The sequence below is a fragment of the Aquabacterium soli genome (assembly GCF_003933735.1).
Lineage (GTDB): Bacteria > Pseudomonadota > Gammaproteobacteria > Burkholderiales > Burkholderiaceae_C > Aquabacterium > Aquabacterium soli.
In genome coordinates, this window is the sequence record NZ_RSED01000004.1 from 194,549 (window position 1) to 217,860 (window position 23,312).

At 67.0% G+C, this 23,312-nt stretch carries 18 protein-coding genes; 6 read left to right on the top strand and 12 right to left on the bottom strand.

The features are described from left to right. Positions 1-121: 121 nt before the first annotated feature. From EIP75_RS06540 to EIP75_RS06580, 9 genes are all read right to left on the bottom strand, one after another. Positions 122-3,307 (bottom strand): sensor domain-containing protein, encoded by a 3,186-nt coding sequence (locus tag EIP75_RS06540; protein WP_158622760.1) that lies wholly within the window; start codon positions 3,305-3,307, stop codon positions 122-124. Positions 3,308-3,491: 184 nt separating this feature from the next. After that, positions 3,492-4,700 carry an alanine transaminase gene (gene alaC / locus EIP75_RS06545; RefSeq protein WP_125242430.1) on the bottom strand — a complete coding sequence of 403 codons (1,209 nt, stop codon included), beginning with the start codon at positions 4,698-4,700 and terminating at the stop codon, positions 3,492-3,494. A 111-nt stretch (positions 4,701-4,811) separates the two neighbouring features. After that, positions 4,812-6,116 carry an aminotransferase class I/II-fold pyridoxal phosphate-dependent enzyme gene (locus tag EIP75_RS06550; protein ID WP_125242431.1) on the bottom strand — a complete coding sequence of 435 codons (1,305 nt, stop codon included), beginning with the start codon at positions 6,114-6,116 and terminating at the stop codon, positions 4,812-4,814. 37 nt (positions 6,117-6,153) lie between these two features. Next, entirely contained in the window at positions 6,154-6,885 is a 732-nt protein-coding gene (locus EIP75_RS06555; RefSeq protein WP_125242432.1) for a glutamine amidotransferase, read from the bottom strand. Positions 6,886-6,950: 65 nt separating this feature from the next. Further along, positions 6,951-7,868, bottom strand: a complete 918-nt coding sequence (locus EIP75_RS06560) for a diiron oxygenase (protein WP_199758509.1) — start codon at positions 7,866-7,868, stop codon at positions 6,951-6,953. Positions 7,869-8,079: 211 nt separating this feature from the next. After that, positions 8,080-9,288: an aspartate aminotransferase family protein gene (locus tag EIP75_RS06565; RefSeq protein WP_233584716.1), complete on the bottom strand. Its 1,209-nt coding sequence runs from the start codon at positions 9,286-9,288 to the stop codon at positions 8,080-8,082. Continuing rightward, complete coding sequence (locus tag EIP75_RS06570; RefSeq protein WP_125242434.1) at positions 9,285-9,515, bottom strand: hypothetical protein; 231 nt, start codon at positions 9,513-9,515, stop codon at positions 9,285-9,287. Before EIP75_RS06570 ends, EIP75_RS06565 begins: the two co-directional genes overlap by 4 nt. 27 nt (positions 9,516-9,542) lie before the next feature. Next, positions 9,543-10,250, bottom strand: coding sequence for an MOSC domain-containing protein (locus EIP75_RS06575; protein WP_125242435.1), 708 nt, complete (start codon positions 10,248-10,250; stop codon positions 9,543-9,545). A gap of 246 nt (positions 10,251-10,496) precedes the next feature. Further along, a complete protein-coding gene (locus EIP75_RS06580; RefSeq protein ID WP_125242436.1) occupies positions 10,497-11,405 on the bottom strand; it encodes a LysR family transcriptional regulator in 909 nt (302 codons plus the stop codon). Between the two features lie 100 nt (positions 11,406-11,505). On the opposite strand from EIP75_RS06580, the gene EIP75_RS06585 reads away from it, so the two are divergent. From EIP75_RS06585 to EIP75_RS06600, 4 genes are all read left to right on the top strand, one after another. Beyond that, the gene (locus EIP75_RS06585; RefSeq protein ID WP_125242437.1) at positions 11,506-12,330 is read left to right on the top strand and encodes an alpha/beta hydrolase; all 825 of its coding nucleotides are present in this window, start codon (positions 11,506-11,508) and stop codon (positions 12,328-12,330) included. 148 nt (positions 12,331-12,478) lie between these two features. Next, complete coding sequence (locus EIP75_RS06590; RefSeq protein ID WP_125242438.1) at positions 12,479-13,657, top strand: efflux RND transporter periplasmic adaptor subunit; 1,179 nt, start codon at positions 12,479-12,481, stop codon at positions 13,655-13,657. Between the two features lie 18 nt (positions 13,658-13,675). Next, entirely contained in the window at positions 13,676-16,867 is a 3,192-nt protein-coding gene (locus tag EIP75_RS06595; protein WP_125242439.1) for an efflux RND transporter permease subunit, read from the top strand. 3 nt (positions 16,868-16,870) lie between these two features. After that, complete coding sequence (locus EIP75_RS06600; protein WP_125242440.1) at positions 16,871-18,382, top strand: efflux transporter outer membrane subunit; 1,512 nt, start codon at positions 16,871-16,873, stop codon at positions 18,380-18,382. Between the two features lie 486 nt (positions 18,383-18,868). Here the strand turns inward: EIP75_RS06600 and EIP75_RS06605 are convergent, their stop codons facing one another. Both EIP75_RS06605 and EIP75_RS06610 read right to left on the bottom strand, forming a co-directional pair. Next, positions 18,869-19,618: a hypothetical protein gene (locus EIP75_RS06605; protein ID WP_125242441.1), complete on the bottom strand. Its 750-nt coding sequence runs from the start codon at positions 19,616-19,618 to the stop codon at positions 18,869-18,871. After that, positions 19,615-20,493, bottom strand: coding sequence for a hypothetical protein (locus tag EIP75_RS06610; RefSeq protein WP_125242442.1), 879 nt, complete (start codon positions 20,491-20,493; stop codon positions 19,615-19,617). Before EIP75_RS06610 ends, EIP75_RS06605 begins: the two co-directional genes overlap by 4 nt. A 115-nt stretch (positions 20,494-20,608) precedes the next feature. On the opposite strand from EIP75_RS06610, the gene EIP75_RS06615 reads away from it, so the two are divergent. Then, positions 20,609-20,818 (top strand): oxidoreductase-like domain-containing protein, encoded by a 210-nt coding sequence (locus tag EIP75_RS06615; protein ID WP_125242443.1) that lies wholly within the window; start codon positions 20,609-20,611, stop codon positions 20,816-20,818. Here the strand turns inward: EIP75_RS06615 and EIP75_RS06620 are convergent. After that, positions 20,779-21,846 carry an AraC family transcriptional regulator gene (locus EIP75_RS06620; protein ID WP_125242444.1) on the bottom strand — a complete coding sequence of 356 codons (1,068 nt, stop codon included), beginning with the start codon at positions 21,844-21,846 and terminating at the stop codon, positions 20,779-20,781. The genes EIP75_RS06615 and EIP75_RS06620 overlap by 40 nt on opposite strands. Before the next feature lie 76 nt (positions 21,847-21,922). Between EIP75_RS06620 and EIP75_RS06625 the strand changes: the two genes are divergently transcribed. Further along, the gene (locus EIP75_RS06625) at positions 21,923-23,164 is read left to right on the top strand and encodes an MFS transporter (RefSeq protein WP_125242445.1); all 1,242 of its coding nucleotides are present in this window, start codon (positions 21,923-21,925) and stop codon (positions 23,162-23,164) included. Positions 23,165-23,312 lie beyond the last annotated feature (148 nt).

Genomic DNA, 23,312 nt, shown 5'->3' on the forward strand with positions numbered 1-23,312 from the left:
TGCTTCCCGGGCCTTGTCAGCCCCTTCACCTGTTCAAAACAGCCAGCACCCACGCAGCCACCTCTGACTGCCTGACAGGCACCCTTCCCGGATGCCTACAAACACACTTACACCTGGCGGCTCAACCCGGCCGGGAGGCCATGCGAAAGGTATTGCGTCCGGCTGCCTTGGCTTCATAGAGGGCTTCGTCGGCGCGCGCCAGCAGACGCGCCGCGCTCATCTCGCCGCCCTCGTACAGGGCCACCCCCAGGCTGGTGGACACCCCCAACTGCCGCCCCATCACCTCGAACGAGGCGCCGATGGTGGCGATGATCTTGCGAGCCACGAACTGAGGCTCCTCGATGGAGTTGAGTCCTTCCAGGATCACCACGAACTCATCACCGGCCAGCCGGGCCACGGTGTCGGTCTTTCGCACGCAGGTCACCAGGCGGTGCCCAAACTCCTTGAGCACCTCGTCACCCGCCGAATGGCCCAAGGTGTCGTTGATGGTCTTGAACTTGTCGACGTCGAGGAACATCAGCGCCATCGGGCGGCGGTTTCGAGCACAACGGGCCATGGCTTCCGGCAGCTTTTCTTCAAACTGCAGGCGGTTGGGCAGACCCGTGAGGGCGTCGTTACGGGCCAGCTGGCGCATCTGCTGTTCGGCGCTCTTGAGGACCGTCACGTCGGTGCTGAGCGTGTAGATGCCAGGCACGCTGCCATCGGGCTGCCGGTCAGGCAGGTAAGAGGTCTGCAAATGCCTCAGCACGCCCTGCGTGACGGACTGCATCTCGAAGTCGACTCGCTCGCCGGACAGCGCCCGCTCGATCTGCACGCGGCGTTCTTCATACAGGGCAGGCCCCGCCACATCTCGGACGTGTTGCCCCACCACGGATGAAGGCTCGACCGCCAGCCAATCGCGGAAGGTGCCATTGGCAAACTGGAACCTGTGCTCGCGATCGATGTAGGCGATCAGCACCGGCAGGTTGTCGGTGATGGTGCGCAGCCGGTCTTCCCCGGCCGCCAGGGCGTTCTGGTACTCCTTGAGCGGCGTGACATCGAAGGTCATCAGGTAGAAGCCGCGCACCCGGCCTGTACTGTCGCGGTCAGGCACCATGTGCGCCTGAAAGTACACCCGCTGGCCCTTGAATCGGGATTCTCCCTCTACCGAGGCGTGGCGGCCAGCCAGGACTTCACGAACCCCCGGTTCGTGCTGGCGGTAGTTGTCCTCGCCCAAGGCCTCGCGAAGGGTGATGCCCGGAACTTGGTCGGGCCGCACACCCAAACCCTTGAGACCGCGGTCATTGGCAAAGGTGCAGACCTCGTTGACATCGAAATGGCCCACCATGGCCGGGATGTTGTTGGTCACATCGCGCAGGCGCTTTTCCTTGTCGGCCAGGAGGGCCTGGTCGGCCAGACGATCGGAGATGTCGTGCATGAAGGCCGCGAAACTGTGCGAATCCCGATCGCCCGTGCGGCTGATGCTGATCTCGATCGGAAACTCGTGGCCATCGCGGTGCATGGCGGTGAGCTCCATGCGCCGATTGACGGCAGGTGCCTCGCCCGAGCCCCTGCCCATGAAGTGCTCCATGCCGCCATCGGCGCGCAGGCGCTGCGGAATGATCAACGACTGCAGGGGCCGCCCCAAGGTCTCTTCTCGCGTCCAGCCGAATGTCCGCTCGGCTTCGGCATTCCACTCGGACACCATGCCTCGGCCGTCCACGGCCACGAAGGCCTCGTGCGAGGTGGCGAGCACGGCCCGCATGCGCCGCTGGTCGGCCACCACCCGCTCCGTCAGCGGATGCACGCGCGAGCGCAGCAGCCAGGTGCCCAGCACCACGAACATCACCACCACGCCGAACACGATGTTCAAGCGTGCCTTGAGCGGGGCATACAACTCGCTGATGTCGGTCTTGGCCTCCATGCCCAGGTTGAAGGTCCCCAGCTGCGCAAAGCCTGATTGCACCCTCACGCCCCGCAGGTCCTTGCCCACGGCACTGCCCGCTTCGCCCATCAGGGCGCGTGCAATGGGCTGTTGGGCCTGGCCGTTCTGGAACATGTCGATGTGGGTGTTGGCCGCATGGAAGCGCGAAGGCATGCAGGCAGCCCGCTGGCCGACACGGCTGCACAGCAGCAGGTCACCGCTTTCGCCGTCCTGCTGCAGTTCCTGCATCAGCTCGGTCAGGGTGTTGAGCCGCATTTCGCTGACCAGCACACCCACCGTGCGCCCCTGGTGGACCACCTCGGTGCGGGTGCGCAGCAGCAGGCCGTTGTCCCACAGCAGCCAGGTGAACTCGCCCTCGATGGGCAGGCGTGCATCGGCCTGTCCCATGCGCAGATCGCCCACCTCCATCAAGGAATAGCCATTGCTCAGGTAGACGGCCACGGCGCTGAAGTCGTAGACGCTGAAGCTCTCGACCACTTCGCGCAGTTCGGTCAGCGCTGCAGCATCGTGCGGGTGAGCTTCGAGGCGCGCCAGCAACTTGCGCAGGTCCAGTTGACGCGCCACATCCTGCGCCGATTCGATGTCCTGCTCCAGGCTGTGTTCGAAGGCGATGGCCTGGCCCCGCGCCTTGTCGCGGGCCTCCTGGGCGACCGATTCCTTGAAACCATCCTGCAGCACCGCGAACGTGGTCATGCCGGAGAGCACAGCCACCACACTCAGCACGGCCACGGCGGTGGCCGTGATGCGATTTTCCTGCAGCTCGAAGCGCCGGGGCCGCTCACGCTGCACCATGGACACCCACAAGGCCACGCCCACGGTGATCAGCACTACGGAGGTGATGATGGACATCTTGTTGTAGTCCATCACGCGGTACAAGGCTTCCAGATCCAGCAGGTAACCCGCAAGGCCGGACAGCCCCAGCAGCAAGCCGCCGATCAGCAGCAACACGATGAGGGCACGCACCCAGCGAACTGGCGGGCGGTCGTGCAAGAGGGCCACCGCAGCACCGTAGCAAATGAAGGCTGCGCAGGTGTTGGGCGCCATCCGGCCCCGGTTGGCGATGTCGCCAAAGGCCTGGTGCATCCAGGACCAGTCGATGCCCAGGTCCACGCCGAACACCGTCTGCGACAGCACTGCCGCAGGCACCACCACCAGCGCCAACGCGGCCAGCCGTGTCGTCAGATTGGGTTGGCGGTGCGCATCCCAGACCAGTCGGGCACTGAGCAGGAACATCAGCCCCCCGTTGAAGACGGGCGGCGATGAACTGGGCAGCACGCGCAACCATCCCTGGTGCCCCGAGAGCACGAACCCCATCACCAGGAGCCCCACCAGCGCGCACAGAAAGGCGGCCAGTTGGCGTCCGGAGATCTGAAAGCTTCTCATCGGCAAGCTGGATACGAAGGACCCGCCGGGGACCAGCAGAGGCGCGGGCTGTTGTTTTGAATGGGCCGTCCGCTGCGACGACATGCCGCAGCGTACCCGGTCCCCCCTGATTCAGCCACAGGCAGACCCCATGCAAAGCAGGAAAAACCGGGCAGAACAGACGCCAGCCCTGCGCAAGGCCGGGTCAGGTGGGCACGACGCCATCCTGCTTGAACATGGCCTTGATGCCCCGCACGGCCTGCCGGATGCGGGACTCGTTCTCGATCAGGGCAAATCGGACATGGTCATCGCCGTGGTCGCCGAAGCCGATGCCCGGCGACACGCAGACCTTGGCCTTGTCCAGCAACTGCCGGGCGAACTCGAGCGAACCCAGCGCCGCATAAGCCGGCGGGATCCTGGCCCAGATGTACATCGAGGCCTTGGGGCACTCCACGGCCCAGCCCGCCTCGCGCAGGCCCTTGACGAGCACGTCGCGGCGGGCCTGGTACTTGGCCGCGATGTCGCGCACGCATTGCTGGTCGCCTTCCAGCGCCGCAATGGCCGCCACCTGCAAAGGTGTGAAGGTGCCGTAGTCGTGGTAACTCTTGATGCGGGCCAGTGCGGCTACCAGGTCCGGGTTGCCGACCATGAAGCCCACGCGCCAGCCGGCCATGTTGTAGCTCTTGCTGAGCGTGAAGAACTCCACCGCGATGTCCTTGGCACCGGGCACCTGCATGATCGAGGGCGCCTTCCAGCCATCGAACACGATGTCGGCATAGGCCAGGTCGTGCACCACGAAGATGTCGTGCTTGCGCGCCAGCGCCACGACCCGCTCGAAAAAGTCCAGCTCCACGCACTGGGCCGTCGGGTTGCTGGGAAAGCCCAGCACCATCATCTTGGGCTTGGGGTAGCTGCCGCGGATGGCCTTCTCCAGCTCGGCGAAGAAGTCCACCCCAGGCACCAGCGGCACGGAGCGGATATCGGCCCCGGCGATCACGGCGCCATAGATGTGGATGGGGTAGCTGGGGTCGGGCACCAGCACCGTATCGCCACGGTCCAGGGTGGCCAGCATCAGGTGGGCCAGGCCCTCTTTGGAACCGATCGTGACGATGGCCTCCTTGTCGGCGTCGATGTCGACGTCGTAGCGGGCCTTGTACCAGTGCGAGATGGCGCGCCTCAGCCGCGGGATGCCCTTGGAGGCCGAGTAGCCGTGGGTGTCCGGGCGCTGGGCCACTTCGGTGAGCTTGGCGACGATGTGCGGCGGCGTGGCCCCATCGGGGTTGCCCATGCTCATGTCGATGATGTCTTCACCGCGTCGGCGGGCGGCCAGCTTGAGTTCGGCCGTGATGTTGAAGACGTAGGGCGGCAGGCGATCAATGCGCGCAAAGCGGCGCTTGCCTGGGGATGCAGACATGTGGTTTCCAATCAACGTGAGCGCCCGGAACCGTCCGAGCGACGCTGGCGGCGACAGATCTGACGCCGCCTCCTTTCACTATAACAATCCCAGCGGAGCTGGCGTGAGAATTCAGACGCTGATTCGTCCGATGCCGCGCATCGACATCACCAGGTCGTCGGCCAGGGCCTCAGCCTGTCCGCGCCGCAAGTTGCCCACGCTGATGCGGATGGCCGGCGCACTGCGCAAGCGGAACGCACGGCCTGGCTGCACGGCCCAGCCCTTGGCCGCCAGGCCCTGCACCACCGCCGCCTCATCGGCCACCGGGATCCACAGGTGCAGGCCATCGTGCGCCGGCAACCCGCTCAGGCCCCGAGCCTTCAAGGCCATGGCCAGTTCGTCGCGCCGGTGGGCATAGTCGCGGCCGGCGCGCTCGATCAGGCCACCGGCCTGGGCCTGGCGCCACAGGCTCACGGCCAGGCGCTGCAGCAGCAGGCTCACCCAGCGTGGGCCCAGCGTCTGCTGCTCCTGCATGCCCTTGAGGGGCTGCGGGCCGCCAGCCGCCAGCGCGATGCGCAGGTCAGGCCCCAGGAACTTGCTGAGCGACAGCACATACACCTGCAGCGCGGCGTGTGGCAGGCTGGCGCCGCCATCGGGCCGGGCCATCGGGCCCCAGTGATCGTCGAGCACCAGCATGCAATCGGGGCGACCAGCCAGGAAGGCGCTCCAGGCAGCAGCGCGCTGCGGCGACATGGACACCCCCGTCGGGTTGTGAGCCCTAGGGGTCAGGATCACGGCCGAGGCCTTGTCCTCCTCGGGGGGCAGCACGCAGCCCTGTGAGTCCACCAGCAGCGGCATGGCCTTGAGCCGCAGGTGGGCCAGCAACGCCAGCATGGGTGGCCAGCACGGATCTTCAACCCAGGCGCGCGAGCCGGGCGACACATGCACACGCAAGGCGCGCTCGATCGCATCGAGCGCGCCGGAGAACACGCCCAGGCAAGGTGACAGCACGCCCTGGGAGTCCATCCACTGACGGCCCATCTGGAGCAGTTCAGGTTCGTCGCTGTCGGCGTCATAGCCCGTCATGGGCCGGGTGTGCGTTGACAGCCAATCGGACTGCGGGCAAGGCAGCAGGGCTGCATCCACATTGCCCTGCGCCAGGTCGATCAGGCCATCGGGCACCTGGGCGCCTGTCTCGATGCGCGAGGGCGGTTCGGCCACGCGCGTGCCGCGCCGCCCGTCGGAGATGACCAGCCCCGCGTCCCGCAGCCGGGCATAGGCCGAGGCCACGGTGTTGGGGTTGACCCCCAGCTGCTGCGCCAGCTGGCGAACGGTGGGCAGGGCTTCGCCGGCCACCATCGCACCGGAACGGATGGCGGCCACGAACTGTTCGGCGATCTCCACCGAATTGCTGCCGACGATGTGCAAAGCGCTCATAGGGCCCCCATTGTGGGCCAGGCGGGCGGCCTCGCCCTCATTGCCAGCGCACGCCGTCCAGCCAGTCGGACAGCATGCGCTTGCCGGCCTGCTCCAGGGCACGGCCGTGGCGCAGGTTGTCGGCCCGCAGCGCAGGGATGTCGATGCCCGCCTTGCCCAGCTCACAGGTGTGGCCAATCAGCCAGCGCTCGAAGCGGGCGGTTTCTGCTTCCGGGTGGAACTGCAGCGCCAGCACATTGCTGCCCACCGAGAACGCCTGGTTCGGGTAAAGATCCGTCGAGGCCAGCAGGGCCGCCCCCGCAGGCAGGTCGAAGGTGTCGCCATGCCAGTGCAGCACCGGCGTGTGGGCCAGTTGCCGCAGTGGCGACTGCACACCGGCACCGGTCAGGGTCAGCTCGCCCCAGCCAATCTCCTTGTGGGCACCGGGGTAGACACGCGCATCCAGGGCCTTCGCGATCAACTGGGCTCCCAGGCAAACGCCCAGCGTAGGCGCGTCCCGCTGCAGGCGCCCTTTGAGCGCGGCCAACTCGTCGGTCAGGAAGGGATAGGCCAGGTCTTCGTAGACGCCGATCGGCCCGCCGAGCACGATCAGCAGGTCGGCTGTGGCGATGTCACGGTCCAGGATGTCCACGCCAGCCTGCCGATAGTGGACATGCGCGCCCATCAGATCCAGCAGGGAAGCGAACGAGCCCAGGTCCTCGAAGGCCAGGTGCTGGACAACCACCACGTGCTTGCCTTCCAGCAGGCGGGATGAAGTCTGTGCAGTCATTGAAACGGTCCTCAAAAAAAAGCAAACACCAAACCGGGGCCGGTCGGGATGCCGGCCCCGCCACATCAGATCAGCCTGGCGTTGCGGAAAGCCGCATGGCCCTCGGCAGAATCCAGGATGCCCACCTCCGACGCCAGCTTGACCACGCCGGAGTAATCAAGCCGGTCCAGCGCCACGCGGTTGAGTTCACGGCACTCTTCGACCATGGCCTGGGCGCCGGGCACCCCCAACTGCTGCAGCACGTCCAGCCACAGGTCGAGCTCCTGGTCGGCGAACCAGTGGATCGACTTGGGCAGCATCGAGGCGAAGAAGCCCTTCTGGGTGCTGCCCAGCGCATGGTAGAAATTGCGCGTGAGCTCAGAGAAGATCTTCGAATGCGCCAGTTCGTCATGGCGGTGCGCGGCTACTGTGGCGCGGTTGAGCGGCTGGATCGAGGTCTCTTCCGAGAGCTGGTGTAGGTAGTCGCTGATGAAGATCTCGGAGACGACCGCCGTGCTCAGGCGCACGAGCAGACCGGCCCATGAGGGCATGTGGCGATCCTGCTCCTCGCGCATCTGGCGAACCAGAGCGAACTGCGGGATGCGGATGTGCTCGAGCTGCCGCCGCTGCCGCGTGATGCGGTTGGCGTTCTTGACCAGCAGCAGGTGGTAGGCCTCATCCACCAGGGTCTCGCAGACGATCTCTTTGGACAGCTCGTTGTCGAGCCCGGGCACGTTGTCGTAGAGGATGTCCTGGCAGACAGGGCTGACGATGTCGAGCTCGATGGCCACGGTCTTCTCGTTGTAGATGATCCAGCCGCACGACAGGATGCGCATCTTGGTGTCCGTGTCCAGCGCCTGGTAGCGTGGGTGCTCATGGAACGGCAACAGGTGTTCCAGGAACTCGGGCAGGTCGGTGCCTGCGTCGATCAAGGTGTCCGGCTCATTCTTCTTGACCTGGGCGCGGTGGCTCCAACTGCGTGCGATGCGGTTGAGAAGGTCCACTGACCGGCTCGGCGCATGTGGCGCATGCGGCGTACCCGCAAGGGAATGAAAGAGGGGCTGTCCGGGATGTTCGATCACTGCCTCAGCTGCTTGCATGGTGTTTTCTCCGTCGTTTATGGTGTGTGTTGTGGTGCTGCCTACGGGGCAACGCCAAGCCGTCAGGGTTCAACGAGGTCGTTCAAGCATCGTCTGCTCCTTTTGAATGGAAGGTCTACGCGACCTGGCGTGCCTGCGATGTGCGCACGAGCCGCACGACCGCCTCGGCGGTCCGATCGATGTCGTCGATGGAGCTGGTCAGGGGCGGCAGCAGGCGCACGGTGGTGTCGCGGGTCACGTTGATCAGCAGGGCCTCCTCATGCAGGGCCCGCTGCACCAGGTGGCCACAGGGCCACGCCAGTTCGATGCCCACCAGGAGGCCGCTGCCCCGGATGTCCAGCACATCGTGGTGCCCCGCGAGGCCGGCGTCGAGCTGGTGCAGCAGCCGCAGGCCCAGTTCGGCCGCACGCCGGGGCAGGCTCGCGCCTTCGATGGTGTCGAGCACGGTGCAGGCCGTGCGGCAGGCCAGCGGGTTGCCACCGAAGGTCGAACCGTGCTGCCCAGGCCCGAACAGTTGCGAGGCGCGCGCACCAGCCAGGCAGGCGCCGATGGGCACGCCATTGCCCAGGGCTTTGGCAAGGGTCATCACGTCGGGACGGATGCCGCTGGGCTGGAAGGCGAACCAGTGGCCGGTGCGACCCAGGCCGGTCTGCACCTCGTCGAGCATGAGCAGCCAGCCCTCTTCATCGCACACATCCCGCAACTGCCGCAGATAGCCGGGCGGCGGTAGGCGGACCCCGCTTTCACCCTGCACCGGCTCGAGCAAGACCGCCACGATGCCCGGCTGTTGCCGCGCCAGGGCTCGCACGGCGCCCGCATCGCCAAACGGTACGCGCACGAAGCCCTCCACCAGTGGCCCGAAGCCCGCCTGCGCCTTGGGACTGTCGCTGGCCGACAGTGTGGCCAGGGTGCGACCATGAAAAGCGCCCTGCATCACCACGATCAGTGGCCGCTCGATGCCCTGGCGGTGCCCGTGCAGACGCGCCAGCTTGATCGCCGCCTCGTTGGCCTCGCAACCGGAGTTGCAGAAGAAGGCACGCTCCAGGCCGGACAGTCGAGCCAGGCGTTCGCCCAATCGCGCCTGCCATTCGATGCCCCACAAGTTGGACGTGTGCACCAGCAGATGCGCCTGCTCGGCCAGCACCTCGGCCACGGCAGGATGCGCATGCCCCAATCCCGCCACGGCCACGCCGGCCGTGGCGTCAAGGTACTCGCGGCCGGCGGCGTCCCAAAGCCGGCTGCCCTGCCCGCGCACGAAGGAGACGGGCAAGCGGGCGTAGGTGTTCATCAGATGGGGTGTGCCCATCGGGGCCTCGCTGCTCATGTCGCCGCCTGGTAGAGGGGTTCGCGCGAGAGCAATCTCATGCCATCCGGGCCGCTCTCGACGATGCGGCGCTCCTGGGTTGCCACGAAACTGTCGATTCGGTAGCCCTCGCTGGCCGGAAAGCGCTGGACCACGTCCTGCGCGACCTCCGGCGCCCAGGGCGATTCGACATCGATCCGGCACCAAAGACGGCCTTGCCGCCACACGATGAATCGGTATTGCTGCATGGAGGGATCTCCTGGAGGGTTGGTTGTTCAAGCCGTGGTCTGAGGGCCGTCGAATCGTGGCGCCCAGGCTTCGACCTCGCCACGAGCCAGGCGCCGTTCCACCAGGGCGCGCCAGGATGGTGTGAGCGGCAAGGCGAGGGCGAGGGCGAGCTGGTCGAGATCCAGCGTGCGCACGTACAGCAATTCGAGCAGGCGAGCCAACGACCAGGCCGGATGTGGCCGGTTCACCAACTCGATGGCATCGCCCACCTGCAGCACGCCAGGCTCGAGCACGCGGTAGTACCAGCCAGTGCGCATGGAGTCCTGCACCCTGCGCGCCATGCCGTTCCAGCCGAAGCGGTCGTTGAGCTTCCAGCAGGGCTGGCGCGCCTGAGACACTTCCACCAGCACGGAGCCGATGCGCAGCCGATCACCCATGCACAAGGTGGATTCCGTGATCCCGTGCGAGCTGAGGTTCTCGCCGAAGGCCCCCGGCCGCGCCAGCATCGGATGCTGTCGCCCGAGCTCGCCTCGCCACGCCTCGTAGTGATCGAAAGCGTAGTGGTGCAAGGCCTTGTCGGGCCCACCATGGAAACGCCGATCGGCCTGCTCGTCGCCTTCCAGGCCCAGAAAGCCCACCGACGCCGGCCCCTGCACAGCCTGCTTGGCGATCGCACTGGTCGTGCCCTGCCGCGTGTACGGCACGGCCCTGCCCGTCAGCACTGTGTCCACCCTGCCCAACCTGCCCATCGTCATCCCCTCGCCTTAGAGGTGCGCCCGTCATCCGGCATCTGCCGGACAGCGACTCGATCTGGTCCTCCCCGGGTTTATGATCCGGGAACATTTATGTATTAGTACAATATGTTTATTGTATTGGTACATTCTAGAAGGGCGGACCAAGGCATGTCGAGCCCCTGACCAAAGATTCAGTCGGGCTTTGTCGGGTTTAACAACACTGTCATGTGAGCGGCGGTGAACAGCGCACCGTGCCGCCTGACCGCGCTAAACGCGTCGCAAACCGGGTGTCTTTTCGAAGAACTCGGCCATCCACTCGACGAAGGCCTGCACCTTGGTGGACAGGTGCCGATTCGAGGGGAACAGCACATGCACCGGCAGTGGATCGGTGGTCCAGTCCGGCAGCACGGCCACCAGCTCTCCTGCCCTGCACGCGCACTCGAAGGTGAAACTGGGCAATTGGCCGATGCCCAGGCCCGCCAGCACGGCGTCTTCATAGACATTCGAATCGTTGACGGACAGCCCGCCCTCGGGCTGCAGTTCGATCCGCTCGCCGTCCTTGGCGAAATCCCACGTGGCCGCCCCGCGCCCCGGCAGGAAATAGTTGACCCACCGATGCGCACGCAGCTCGTCCGGGTGCGTCGGCACGCCATGGGCCGCCACGTAGGACTTTGCGGCGCAAGTCTTGAACTGCATGGATCCAATGCGGCGGGCAACCAGCGTCGGATCGCTGACATCACCGACACGGATCACGCAGTCAACCCCTTCGCTGACCATGTTCACCACCCGGTCGCTGCAGCCCATCTCCAGGCTGATGTCCGGGTAGCGGGTCAGGAAATCGTTCAGGCCTGTGAACATCAGGAAGCTCGCCATGCTGGTGGGCACGTCCACGCGCAGGCGGCCGCTGGGCAGGCCCTGGCGGGGGGAAACGGATTCGTCTGCTTCACGCATGTCGTCCAGGATGCGGCGACAGCGCTCGTAGTAGGCCGCGCCGTCGGCCGTCACGCTCACCTTGCGCGTGGTGCGGTGCAGCAACCGGACACCCAACTGCGTCTCCAGTTCCTGGACAAGGGTGGAAATGGTGGCTTTCGGCGTGTTGAGCAATTCTGAAGCACGGGTAAACCCACCCGTGTCGACCACCCCCACGAAGGCTTCGAGCGCTTTCAGCTTGTCCATTGTTCGGATTCCTGAACAGTCAATTCCGTGGAAGGTAGTTTATTAGGAACAACTCAATCAATACAGTCACGACCATTGAATACCTCTGGTTTTTCCCACCATGTCCGATCTTCCTGATGCATCCGGCGCCGACGAATCGTTCGACTGGCTCGGTCACGCCGGCCAGGTGCACGTGCGCCTGTTCCGGGGAGCGCCCAGCAGGAAGGCAAACGACACGCTGCTGGTGTTCTTCCACCCGGGCGGCTTCGTGGTGGACGACACCGAGGCCTCCGATCCTTGCCTGCGCGTGCTGGCCGATGCGTGCGAGGTGAACATCCTGGCCCCCTGCTACACCCTGGCACCAGAGCGCCCCTTCCCCGCCGCGGTCGAGGACGCCCACGCGGTGCTGACCCAGGCGGTGCGCCAGCGCACCAAGCTGGGCTGGAAGGGCACGCACCTGTTCGTGGGCGGCGTGGAGGCCGGGGGCAACCTGGCAGCCGTGTCGGCCCTCGTGTGCCGTGATCGCCAGGGGCCCGATCTCGCCGGCCAGATCCTGGTCATGCCGATGGTGGATGCGAGTCTGCACTGCGCCTCCATGCGCTGCGCCGCCGACGAAGACGCCACCCGCAAGCTGGCCCGCGATGTGGAGCGCAGCTACCGCCTGTACCTGCCGAACCCGGCCGACCGCCTGCACCCTTACGCCAGCCCCCTGCATGCCAGCCGCCTGGGCAATTTGCCCCCGGCCCTGATCGTGCATACCGAGGGCGATCCCTTGTCCGATGAGGGCCACGCGTACGCAGACAAGCTGCGCCAGGCCGGCAACGAGGTGGCGCAGATCACCCTTCCCCCACCCGACGACATCCTCGACAACAAGGAGCGATGTTCGCTCACCGCTGACGACCCCTGTGTCACGGCGATGAGGCAGTTTCTCATCGACAACCGGTGAGCTGAGCGAACCCACTCTCCAGCCTCCACAAGAAGAAGCGCGCACAACAAGAACGACCGCCATGACAACAAGCCTCGACAACAACCACATGCAGCACCCTCGTCTTCACACCTTCGTCCAATCCCTTTCGACCCCGGGAGCGATCTCCATGAAATCCGTCCAACCCCGTTTCGTCCTGAGCGCCCTGGCTGCCGCGCTCACCATCGGCGCCCTCACCGGTTGCGGTGAAGAGCAGAGCGCCCAGGCCGCCCCCGGTGGCGCACCGCCTGCCGCGCCCGTGTCTGTCGCTGAAGTGATCACCCGCCAGGTGTCCGAGCAGCGCGAGTTCTCCGGCCTGGTCGAAGCCATCGACCGCGCACAGCTGCGCCCCCGCGTGTCCGGCTACATCGAGCGCGTGCAGCTCAAGCCCGGCGCACTGGTCAAGAAGGGCGATGTGCTGTTCGTGATCGACCAGCGCCCCTACCAGGCCGAGGTGGCGCGCGCTGAAGCCGCCGCGGCCAACTCACAGGCCAAGGTGGACCTGGCCCGCACCGAGCAGGCCCGGTCCAAGCGCCTGCTGGCCGAGAACGCCATCGCCCAGCGCGACTTCGACGAGCGCACCTCCAACGTGAGCCAGCTTGAAGCCGGCGCCCGCGCCGACCTGGCCGCGCTGCAGACCGCCCGCCTGAACCTGGAATGGACCACCGTCCGCGCGCCCTTCGATGGCCGCGTCGGCAAGGCCGAGGTGACCGCGGGCAACCTGGTGGACGGCAACACCGTGCTGACCTCGCTGGTGTCCGCCAACCCGATGTACGTGAGCTTCAACGGTGACGAAGCCACCTACCTGCAGGTGGGCAAGCTGGCCCGCAGCAACCCGGCCGCCTTGAAGGTGCGCATTGGCCTGGCCAACGAGCAGGGCGTGCCGCACGAAGGGCGCCTGGAGTTCGTGGACAACCAGATCGACCCGCAGGCCGGCAGCGTGCGCATGCGCGCCGTGATCGACAACAAGGACGGGCTGCTGACCCCGGGGCTGTTCGCCAAGGTGCAGGTGGGTTCGGACGCGTCGACCGGCGCGGCCTCGACCCTGGTGGCCGAGCGTGCCATCGGCACCGACCAGAACCGCAAGTTCGTCTACGTGGTGGCCGCCAACAACATCCCGGAGTACCGCCCCGTGCAACTGGGCACCACCGTGGGCCCGCTGCGCGTGGTCTCGTCGGGCCTGAAGGCCGGCGAGCGTGTGGTGGTCGATGGCCTGCAGCGTGTGCGTCCCGGCGCACCGGTGGCGCCACAGGTCGTGCCGATGGAAGCGCCGCAAGGTGGCGCCTCGGCAGCTGCCGCCAAGCAATAAACCAGCGAGGACTCTCCCATGAACATTTCACGATTCTTCGTGGACAGGCCGATCTTTGCGGCCGTGCTGTCCATCCTGGTCTTCATCGCGGGTGCGATCTCCATCTTCAAGCTGCCCATCTCGGAATACCCCGAGGTGGTGCCGCCGTCGGTGGTGGTGCGTGCCCAGTTCCCCGGCGCCAACCCCACGGTGATCGCCGAAACCGTCGCGGCCCCGCTGGAAGAGCAGATCAACGGCGTCGAGAACATGCTGTACATGTCCTCGCAGGCCACGACCGACGGCGTGCTCACGCTGACCGTCACGTTCAAGATCGGCACCAACGTCGAGCAGGCCGAAACCCAGGTGCAGAACCGCGTGCAGCGTGCCCTGCCCCGCCTGCCAGAAGAGGTGCGCCAGTTCGGCGTGACGACCGTCAAGGCCTCGCCCAACCTGACGCTGGTGGTCCACCTGCTGTCGCCCAAGGGCAGCTATGACGACGTCTACCTGCGCAACTACGCCACGCTCAACATCAAGGACCGCCTGGCCCGCCTGAACGGCATGGGCGACGTGCAGATCTTCGGTGCCGGCGACTACGCCATGCGCGTGTGGCTCGATCCCCAGAAGGTCGCGCAGCGCGGCATGACGGCCGCCGACGTGGTGGCCGCCATCCGCGAGCAGAACGTGCAGGTGGCCGCTGGCGTGGTGGGCGCACCGCCCGATACCAAGGCCCCCTTCCAGCTGTCGGTCAATGCTTCCGGGCGCCTGAGCACGGAAGAAGAGTTCGGCAAGATCATCGTCAAGACCAACCCCGATGGCGGCATCACGCACCTGCGTGACGTGGCCCGCATCGAACTGGGCTCCAACGGCTATGCGCTGCGCTCGCTGCTCAACAACAAGCCGGCGGTCGGCATGGGCATCTTCGAGGCGCCCAATGCCAACGCGCTGCAGTTGTCGACCGACGTGCGCGCCGCGATGGACGAGCTCAAGAAGGACTTCCCCGCCGACGTCGACTACGCCATCGTCTACGACCCCACGCAGTTCGTGCGCGACTCCATCAAGGCCGTGATCGTCACGCTGCTGGAGGCCGTGGCCCTGGTGGTGCTGGTGGTGATCGTGTTCCTGCAGACCTGGCGCGCGTCCATCATCCCGCTGCTGGCCGTGCCCGTGTCCATCGTGGGTACGTTCGCGGTGCTGCTGGGCTTCGGCTTCTCGATCAACACGCTGTCGCTGTTCGGCCTGGTGCTGGCCATCGGCATCGTGGTGGACGATGCCATCGTGGTGGTCGAGAACGTGGAGCGCAACATCGCCAACGGCTTGAACCCGCGGGCGGCCACCATCCAGGCCATGAAGGAGGTCTCCGGGCCCATCATCGCCATCGCCCTGGTGCTGTGCGCGGTGTTCATCCCCATCGCCTATGTGGCCGGCCTCACGGGCCAGTTCTACAAGCAGTTCGCGCTGACCATCGCCATCTCGACGGTGATCTCCGCCTTCAACTCGCTGACCTTGTCGCCTGCCCTGGCCGCCGTGCTGCTCAAGCCGCACGACGCCCCCAAGGACCGGTTCGCACGTGGCATGGACTGGGCGCTGGGCGGCTTCTTCAAGCGCTTCAACCGCGTGTTCGACCGCGCCTCGCACCGCTACCAGGGCGGCGTGCAGGGCACCCTGAACCACAAGGCCGTCACCATGGGCGTGTACCTGGTGCTGTGCGTGGCCGCGTTCTTCGTGTTCAAGGCCGTGCCCGCTGGCTTCGTGCCGGCGCAGGACAAGCAGTACCTGGTGGGCTTCGCCCAGTTGCCTGACGCCGCCTCGCTGGAGCGCACGGACGCCGTGATCCGCCGCATGTCGGACATCGCCAGCCAGGTGCCCGGCGTGGCCGAATCGGTGGCCTTCCCCGGCCTGTCGATCAACGGCTTCACCAACGCGCCCAACGCCGGCATCGTGTTCTACACGCTGGACGACTTCCACAAGCGCAAGGGCGATCCGTCGCTCACCGGCGATGCCATCGCAGCCGAGGTCAACAAGCGCCTGGGTGCCATCCAGGACGCCTTCATCATGGTGTTCCCGCCCCCGGCGGTGAACGGCATGGGCGCCATCGGCGGCTTCAAGCTGTTCATCGAAGACCGCGGCAACGTGGGCTACGACGAGCTGTACAAGGCCACCATGGCCCTGCAGATGAAGGCCTGGCAGACGCCTCAGCTGGCCGGCGTGTTCTCGAGCTACCAGATCAACGTGCCGCAACTGTTCGCCGATGTCGACCGCGTCAAGGCCAAGCAGATGGGCGTGCCGCTGGGCAGCATCTTCGACACGCTGCAGATCAACCTGGGATCGCTGTACGTCAACGACTTCAACAAGTTCGGCCGCACCTTCCAGGTGATGGCCCAGGCCGACGCGCCCTTCCGCAGCAACCCCGAGTCGATCTCTCAGCTCAAGGTGCGCAGCAACAGCGGCGAGATGGTGCCGCTGGGCAGCCTGCTGAAGATCTCGGACAGCTACGGCCCGGACCGCGTGCAGCGCTACAACGCCTATGTGGCAGCCGACATCAACGGCGGCGCCGCACCGGGCGTGTCATCGGGCCAGGCCAAGGAGATCATGGAGAAGATCGCCGCCGAGACACTGCCCAAGGGCGTGAGCTACGAGTGGACCGACCTGACCTACCAGGAGATCCTGGCCGGCAACACCATGATCTACGTGTTCCCGCTGTGCGTGCTGCTGGTGTTCCTGGTGCTGGCCGCCCAGTACGAGAGCTGGACACTGCCGCTGGCCGTGATCCTGATCGTGCCGATGTCGATGCTGTGCGCGTTGGCCGGGGTGTACCTCACCAAGGGCGACAACAACATCTTCACGCAGATCGCGCTGTTCGTGCTGGTGGGACTGTCGGCCAAGAACGCCATCCTGATCGTGGAGTTCGCCCGTGAGCTGGAGCACCATGGCCGCACCATCGTCGAGGCCGCGCTGGAGGCCAGCCGCCTGCGTCTGCGCCCCATCCTGATGACGTCGATCGCCTTCATCATGGGGGTGGTGCCCCTGGTCTTCTCCAGCGGCGCCGGATCGGAAATGCGCCATGCCATGGGCGTGGCCGTGTTCGCCGGCATGCTGGGCGTGACCCTGTTCGGCCTGTTCCTCACGCCGGTGTTCTACGTGCTGCTGCGCTTCCTGGCCGTGCGCCTGGAAGGCCGCCGCACCGACGAGCCGCTCGTGCCCTCCCAAGACCCCGTCATCCAGGAGGCTTGAACCATGACCACCTTTCGAACCACCTTCACCCCGCTGATGCTGGCGCTGGTGCTGGCCGGGTGCGCCACCGCACCCGAGCCACGCGATGCCCAGCTCAGCGTACCGGCCGGCTTCAAGGAAGCCCAGGCCTCCAGCGACATCAGCGCGGCCCAGCAAGGCCAGTGGAAAACCGCTCAGCCATCGGAGGCCGCGCCACGCGGCGCCTGGTGGCTGGCCTTCGACGACGCCGCGCTCAACGAACTGCAACAGCAGGCCGAAGCCGCCAACCCCAGCCTTGCGGTCGCCGCGGCCCGGGTCAAGGCCGCCCGTGCCTCGCTGGGCAGTGCCCAGGCCGACCGGCTGCCCCAGGTGGGCATCAATGCCGGCGTGGCACGCCAGAAGTTTTCGCCCGCCCAGCAAGGCGTGGCTGAAGGCACCAACCTTCCGCCGGGCACGGTGTGGAGCGCGGGCCTGACCGCCAGCTACGAGGTCGACCTGTTCAGCCGCGTGGCCAACAGCGTGAACGCCGCCCAGGCCGATGCGCAGGCCAGCGAAGCCACCTACCGCTCGGTGCTGCTGGCCCTGCAGGCCGACGTGGCCCAGGCCTACTTCCAGCTGCGCACGCTGGACGCGGACGTGGCCGTGCTGGAAAGCACGCTGGGGCTGCGCCAGCAGACCTCGGACCTGATCGGCAAGCGCCGCGATGCGGGCGACGTGTCCGAGCTGGACGTGGCCCGCTCACGCACCGAACTGGCCACCACGCGTGCCGAACTGCAAGGCGTGCGCGGCCAGCGTGCCCAGGTGGAGCATGCCCTGGCCTTGCTGCTGGGCAAGGCCCCGGCCAACTTCGACCTGCCGTCCAAGCCTCTGGCGGTGGACACCAAGGTGCCGTTGGTGCCGGCAGGCCTGCCTTCGGCCCTGCTGGAGCGGCGCCCTGACGTGGCCGCTGCGCAGGCGCAGCTGATGGCCGCCACCGCACGCGTGGGCCAGGCCCGATCGGCCGTGTTCCCGGCGCTGATGCTGACGGCCAATGGTGGCAATGCTTCGTACGAGCTGCGCGATCTGTTCGACTGGAGCGCGCGGGCCTGGCTGGTCAACGCGGTGCTGTCCATGCCCTTGTTCGATGGTGGCCGCAACAAGGCCAACATCACGCGGGCCGAGGCCGTGCTGGACGAGTCGGTGGCCAGTTATCGGCAGACGGTGCTGGCTGCCTTCGGTGATGTGGAGGACAAGCTCTCGGGCCTGGCCGCCGTGCGCGGGCAGACCGAGTCGCTGGACGAGGCCGTGGTGGCCGCACGCCGCTCGGCCGATCTGGCCGACAAGCGCTACCGCGCTGGCGAGGACAGCTTCCTAACCCTGATCGACACGCAGCGCAGCCTGCTGGCGATCGAACGCCAGGCGGTGCAGGTGCGGGGCGCTTGGGCGTCCAACACCGTGGGGCTGATCCGGGCGTTGGGGGGCAGCTGGGGTGAGGCTGTATCGCCTCAGGCGGCTGCATCCGTGCAAACGGGGTCTGGTGCTGCCAAGCCGCTTTGATATGTCAGTCGCTTGATTGAAAAGGGCCGCGATGTTCGCGGCCCTTTTTCTTGTCCTCTTCCTGCGGTGGTTCTGGCGTCTTGTCGTGGCAGCGCGGGGCGGGGCCGAGCCGGCATCCGTCCGGGCTTCAATGTTGGCGGTCCCACCTTCGGAGTGACTGCTCTCCGCGTGCTCGTCCAGGGCAGGTGGCTGCGCAACTCGGCCCTTCGGGCCTCAAACATGCTCGCCATCCCCTGGCCTGCGGCCAGGGGCAGACCTGCCCCTCCCTGCGCGCCTCCGACGCCAACAAGGCGCCCGGCCGGATACCGGCTCAGCCCTTTGGGCCCCGCTGTCCTCATGCGAAGGGTGTTGTCCTTTGCCAGCGCGGGCTGACGTATCGGCACGTGCCCTCTACGCACGCCACCAGCGGGGCGAAGAAGGGATGCCCACACATCCCGCGCCCCGCGCTGCCACGACAAAACGCTCAACAACCAGCGCGAAGAGCGCTCAGGGCTTCACCGTCCACCCAAAATCTGCCATCGGCATCTGCAACCGCGCATGCACGATGTCCACACCAAAAGGCTCGACAGGCGACAGCAACGAGAAGTCAGTCCGGCTGGTCACGTGAGCCCGCACATTGGCCCGTAGCAAGACCTGCGTGTCCAGCACCGTCTTGACAGGCACCCGCAGCGGCCCGGACAACTCACCGGCCACCTCCAGGTTCAAGGCCAGCGGTATCTGCACCGACACCGGCACAGACACCTTCACAGGCACCACCACCTTTACCGGGATCGTCACCGGAAAGCTCGGCCACCACGACACCACCGGCACCTCCGACACCACCGTGGTGTCCACCGGGATGTCGCCCTCGAAATTCACCACCGTGTTCACCGGCACCACCGTGTTGACCACGGCATGCGCCTTCAGGTTGTTCTGCACCTGCACGCGCACCTCCTGGTCCAGCGGCAGCTTCAGGCGCTGCACCGAATCCAGCCGGGTGTGCACCGGCACGGCCACTTCGGCCTGAGCGGCCAGGCCAACGGGCAGGCGCAGTTGCAACGGCTGGTCCCGCATCTCCAGCACCGACACCCACTCCCGGCGCACGTAAAGGAAGCCCGTCACCACCATCGCCAGCCACAGCAGCACCGTGGCCAGGCTCACGAGCAGCAGCATGCGGCGTGTCACCGGGCGGCGCCAGCCGCGCAGCGGTGGTGTGGCCGGCGGATCTGCCGAAGGGGCCGCAGGCGCCGTGCTCATGGGCCTCGCAGCTTGAGGCCTTCGCCGCCCACCGGCGCGTTGGACGATGGCGGCGACGACGCCGCGGGAGGCGCCAGCACGGAATCCGCCGCGCTGCCCGCCCCCGCCGCACCGCTGGCCGCGACGGGCCAGCCGGCCGGCCACCAGCGCGGCGCTTCGCGCGGCAGCACGCGGATCGCATCGAAGGGCAGGTCCAGACGCACCAGTTGCAGGCCGGCCTCGACCACCTGCCCCGGGAAGGTCAGCGTGGCATCGACCGGTGCCGTCACCGGCAGGCTCAGGGACTGCTTGATGGGGATGGTGGTCTCGAACACCGTGTCCACCTGGGCACGCAGCGGCTCGGGCAGACGCACCACGGCCGGCATGTTCAAGGACACGGGGATCTGCTTGCGCACGGGGATCACCAGGTCCACCGGCACATCAGCGCGCAAGGGCACACGCCCTTTGATCGGCAGGGTCACGTTGAAACCCAGCACCCGTGTCTGCACCTTGGCGTCCAGGTCCACGAACTGGTCCACCCTCAGCACATGCTTGACCGGCACTTCCAGATCGATGGGCACGGTGGTGTCCACCGCCACGTTGATGGGGATGGGCTCGGTGATGGGAATGCTCAGCGCCTGCGAGATGGGCACGCGCACAGGCAGGCGCTCATCGATCTGCACCTGCACGCGGTTGCTCACGGCCGCACGCACGGCCAGTTGCTCGGGCAGCTTGATGAGGGCCTTCTGCTCTTTCAGGGCCACCTGGGCGACCAGGTGGTTCCAGGCCCACCAGCCGGCGCCCGCGGCCAGGCCCGTCATCATTAACAGCAGCAGGGCCGCCGTGAGGATGAGGGTGCGCCATGAGACGGTTTTGGAAGGGGGCAGAACAGCCATCGTGGAGCCACTCTAACCCACCACCCGGCAGGTCGATATCATGGCAACCCTGTCGCGTCCGGCCGATGCGCCGCCGCGACACCGCTGCCCACACGTTCTTCCCCAGACATTGCCCATGACAGCCCCGTTGATCGACCTGGACACGGCGCGTGCCGCCTTTGCGGCCCTGCACGACCAGGCCGCCCGCCAAGGCATCGAACTGCGCCAGCCGCCGCCCGAGCCCACCACCTGCTGCGGGCGCGGCTGCAACGGCTGCGTGTGGGAGGGCTTCTATGCCGCCGCCAACTACTGGCGCGACGAGGCACTGCTGATCCTGGAGGAGTGAAGCGCTGCAGTCCTCGCCCAAGCCTGCCCTCCCCGCGAAGCGCTCGGCGCATGCCCGATGATGCGTTTGAACGCCCGGCTGAACGAGGCCTCCGAGTCGTAGCCCAGCCGATCGGCCGCCACGGCGATGCGCATGCCGTCGTCGGCGATCCAGCGACGGGCCTGGAACATCTTGATCTTGGCCACGTACTTGGCAGGGCTCTCGCCCATGGTGCGCGTGAATGCCTCGGCAAAACGTGAGCGCGACGCGCCCATCAGGTCGGCCAGCATGGGCACCGTCCAGTCGCGTTCGGGATCGGCATGGATGGCGGCGATCACCTTGCCGATCCTGGGGCAGCGCACGGCCGCCACCCAGCCGCTGGACGTGCTGCAGCCACACTCCACCCAGGCGCGGATGATGCTGGCCGCCAGCACATCGGCCAGGCGCGCCATGATGCCGCAGGCACCGATGCGGTCGAGCGAGACCTCGCGTTCCATGGCCTCGAGCAAGGCAGGCACGGTCGGGTCGCGCTGCGCCAGCTCACCGGCCAGCATCACCTCCGGCATCATCGCGATCAAGGGGTGCAGCGGGTCGAGGTTGAAGCGCATCGTGCCGCAGAACATCACGTCCGACGGCGTGGCGACATCGAGCGCTGCCACCGCCTGCGTGCCACGCGCACCATGCCCATCGACCAGGTAGATGTTGTCCGACACGGGCACGCGCCCCAGCAGGGCGATGTCCACCGCAGGCACCTCCGGCGCGCTGGCCAGGGTGTGGGCGCTGCCACGAGGCACCAGCACCGCGTCGCCCGGGTTCAACCTCACCCAATCGCGTGACGGCGTGCGCAGCCAGCAGCCCCCGCTGGCCACGAAATGAAAGCGCGCCGAGCGTTGCGCCGGAAAGTCGATGGCCCAGGGCGCCTGCATCACGCAGCGGCCGTACTCCACGCCATCGAGGCGCAGCCCCAGCAGGATCTCGGTCAGCAGATCACGCGGCCCCTTCTCGTCACCCGCAACTGGGCGGGGCGTGGTGGACAAAAGGTCAAGCATTCAGGCTCTTTCGGCATTCAAACGCCCAAAGCTTATCCATAAGCTGAGCTACCCATCATCACCAAGGCCATTGCCCATGACTTCATCGACCTGCCCCGAATGCCTTGAGGCAGACGGCCGCATTGACGCCGCACCACCTTTGACGAACGCCGACACGGGTGCGCCGAATGAAGCCTTGTGGCCTGCCGTCACCTCTCTGGCACTGGGCGTGTTCGGTCTGGTCACGGCCGAGTTCCTGCCCGCCAGCCTGCTGACCGCCATGGCCACGGACTTGCATGTCAGCGTGGGCGCGGCCGGCCAGGCCGTCACGGCCACGGCGCTGGTGGGTGCGGTGGCCGCTCCGTCCATCCCGCTGCTCACGCGCCGCTTCGACCGCAAGCTGGTGATGCTCATGCTGACGGTGCTGTTGGTGGTCTCCAACGCGCTGGCCGCCACGGCCACCAGCCTACCGGTGCTGCTGGTGGCGCGCGTGCTGCTGGGCATCGCGCTGGGTGGCTTCTGGTCCATGTCGGCCGCGCTGGCCATGCGCCTGGTGCCCGATGCGCTCTTCGCCAGGGCCATGTCCTTCATCCTCACCGGCGTGTCGGTGGCCACGGTGTGCGCGGCCCCGATCGGCGCGTGGATGGGCGACACCTGGGGCTGGCGCAGTGCCTTCATCGCGGCCGGCGTGGTCAGCGTGTTCACGCTGGCCGTGCAGTTGATCACCTTGCCGCCCCTGCCCCCGCGCGACAACCCCAACCTGCGCGTGCTGGGCGAACTGCTCACACGCCCCAGCGTGCGCGTGGCCCTGCTGGCCGTGCTGCTGGTGATCTCGGGACACTTCGCGGGCTTCACCTACATCCGCCCGCTGATGGAGCAGATCACGCAGATGTCGGTCGGCACCATCACGGCGGTGCTGCTGGGCTATGGCGTCGGGGGCTTCTTCGGCAACTTCGCGGGCGGCTGGCTGGCCGGTCGCAGCGAGCGGCTGGCCATCGTGTGCGGCGGCGGCGTGGTCGCGCTGCTGGCGGCCATCCTGCTGGTGGGGGCCCACTCGGTCTTCGTCACGGCCCTGGCCATCACCTTGTGGGGCTTCGCCTTCGGCGCCTTCCCGGTGGGCTTCCAGACCTGGATCGTGCGGGCCGCGCCAGACCAGGCCGAAGGCGCCGGCGGCCTGCTGGTGGCGGCCTTCCAGATCGCCATCGCCAGCGGTGCCATCGGCGGGGGCCTGCTGGTGGACCACATCGGCGCACTGGGCGGCCCCGCCTTCGCGGTGGCCGCGGTCTCATTGGGCACGCTGCTCACCTTGCGCCATGGGCCTCGTCCTGCGCTCCCCTGATCCTCGCGTTGAGCGAGGCGCAATACGGTACTGCGCTCAGTGTTCTTTCATATGCGCATTGCTTCGTTCTGGCGCCCTGGGGCAACTCCTAGGATGGCTGTGCAGGTCGCCCATCGGCGCCTGCGCTCAACCAAACAGCCTGAGGATC

Bases quoted from the DNA above. Each gene is read 5' to 3' on its own strand.
- EIP75_RS06595 (WP_125242439.1), top strand. From the start codon at position 13,676: ATGAACATTTCACGATTCTTCGTGGACAGGCCGATCTTTGCGGCCGTG.
- EIP75_RS06565 (WP_233584716.1), bottom strand. From the start codon at position 9,288: ATGAGCAGCGAGGCCCCGATGGGCACACCCCATCTGATGAACACCTAC.
- alaC (WP_125242430.1), bottom strand. From the start codon at position 4,700: ATGTCTGCATCCCCAGGCAAGCGCCGCTTTGCGCGCATTGATCGCCTG.
- EIP75_RS06550 (WP_125242431.1), bottom strand. From the start codon at position 6,116: ATGAGCGCTTTGCACATCGTCGGCAGCAATTCGGTGGAGATCGCCGAA.
- EIP75_RS06625 (WP_125242445.1), top strand. From the start codon at position 21,923: ATGACTTCATCGACCTGCCCCGAATGCCTTGAGGCAGACGGCCGCATT.
- EIP75_RS06615 (WP_125242443.1), top strand. From the start codon at position 20,609: ATGACAGCCCCGTTGATCGACCTGGACACGGCGCGTGCCGCCTTTGCG.
- EIP75_RS06585 (WP_125242437.1), top strand. From the start codon at position 11,506: ATGTCCGATCTTCCTGATGCATCCGGCGCCGACGAATCGTTCGACTGG.
- EIP75_RS06620 (WP_125242444.1), bottom strand. From the start codon at position 21,846: ATGCTTGACCTTTTGTCCACCACGCCCCGCCCAGTTGCGGGTGACGAG.
- EIP75_RS06570 (WP_125242434.1), bottom strand. From the start codon at position 9,515: ATGCAGCAATACCGATTCATCGTGTGGCGGCAAGGCCGTCTTTGGTGC.
- EIP75_RS06580 (WP_125242436.1), bottom strand. From the start codon at position 11,405: ATGGACAAGCTGAAAGCGCTCGAAGCCTTCGTGGGGGTGGTCGACACG.
- EIP75_RS06610 (WP_125242442.1), bottom strand. From the start codon at position 20,493: ATGGCTGTTCTGCCCCCTTCCAAAACCGTCTCATGGCGCACCCTCATC.
- EIP75_RS06555 (WP_125242432.1), bottom strand. From the start codon at position 6,885: ATGACTGCACAGACTTCATCCCGCCTGCTGGAAGGCAAGCACGTGGTG.
- EIP75_RS06590 (WP_125242438.1), top strand. From the start codon at position 12,479: ATGAAATCCGTCCAACCCCGTTTCGTCCTGAGCGCCCTGGCTGCCGCG.
- EIP75_RS06575 (WP_125242435.1), bottom strand. From the start codon at position 10,250: ATGACGATGGGCAGGTTGGGCAGGGTGGACACAGTGCTGACGGGCAGG.
- EIP75_RS06605 (WP_125242441.1), bottom strand. From the start codon at position 19,618: ATGAGCACGGCGCCTGCGGCCCCTTCGGCAGATCCGCCGGCCACACCA.
- EIP75_RS06600 (WP_125242440.1), top strand. From the start codon at position 16,871: ATGACCACCTTTCGAACCACCTTCACCCCGCTGATGCTGGCGCTGGTG.
- EIP75_RS06540 (WP_158622760.1), bottom strand. From the start codon at position 3,307: ATGAGAAGCTTTCAGATCTCCGGACGCCAACTGGCCGCCTTTCTGTGC.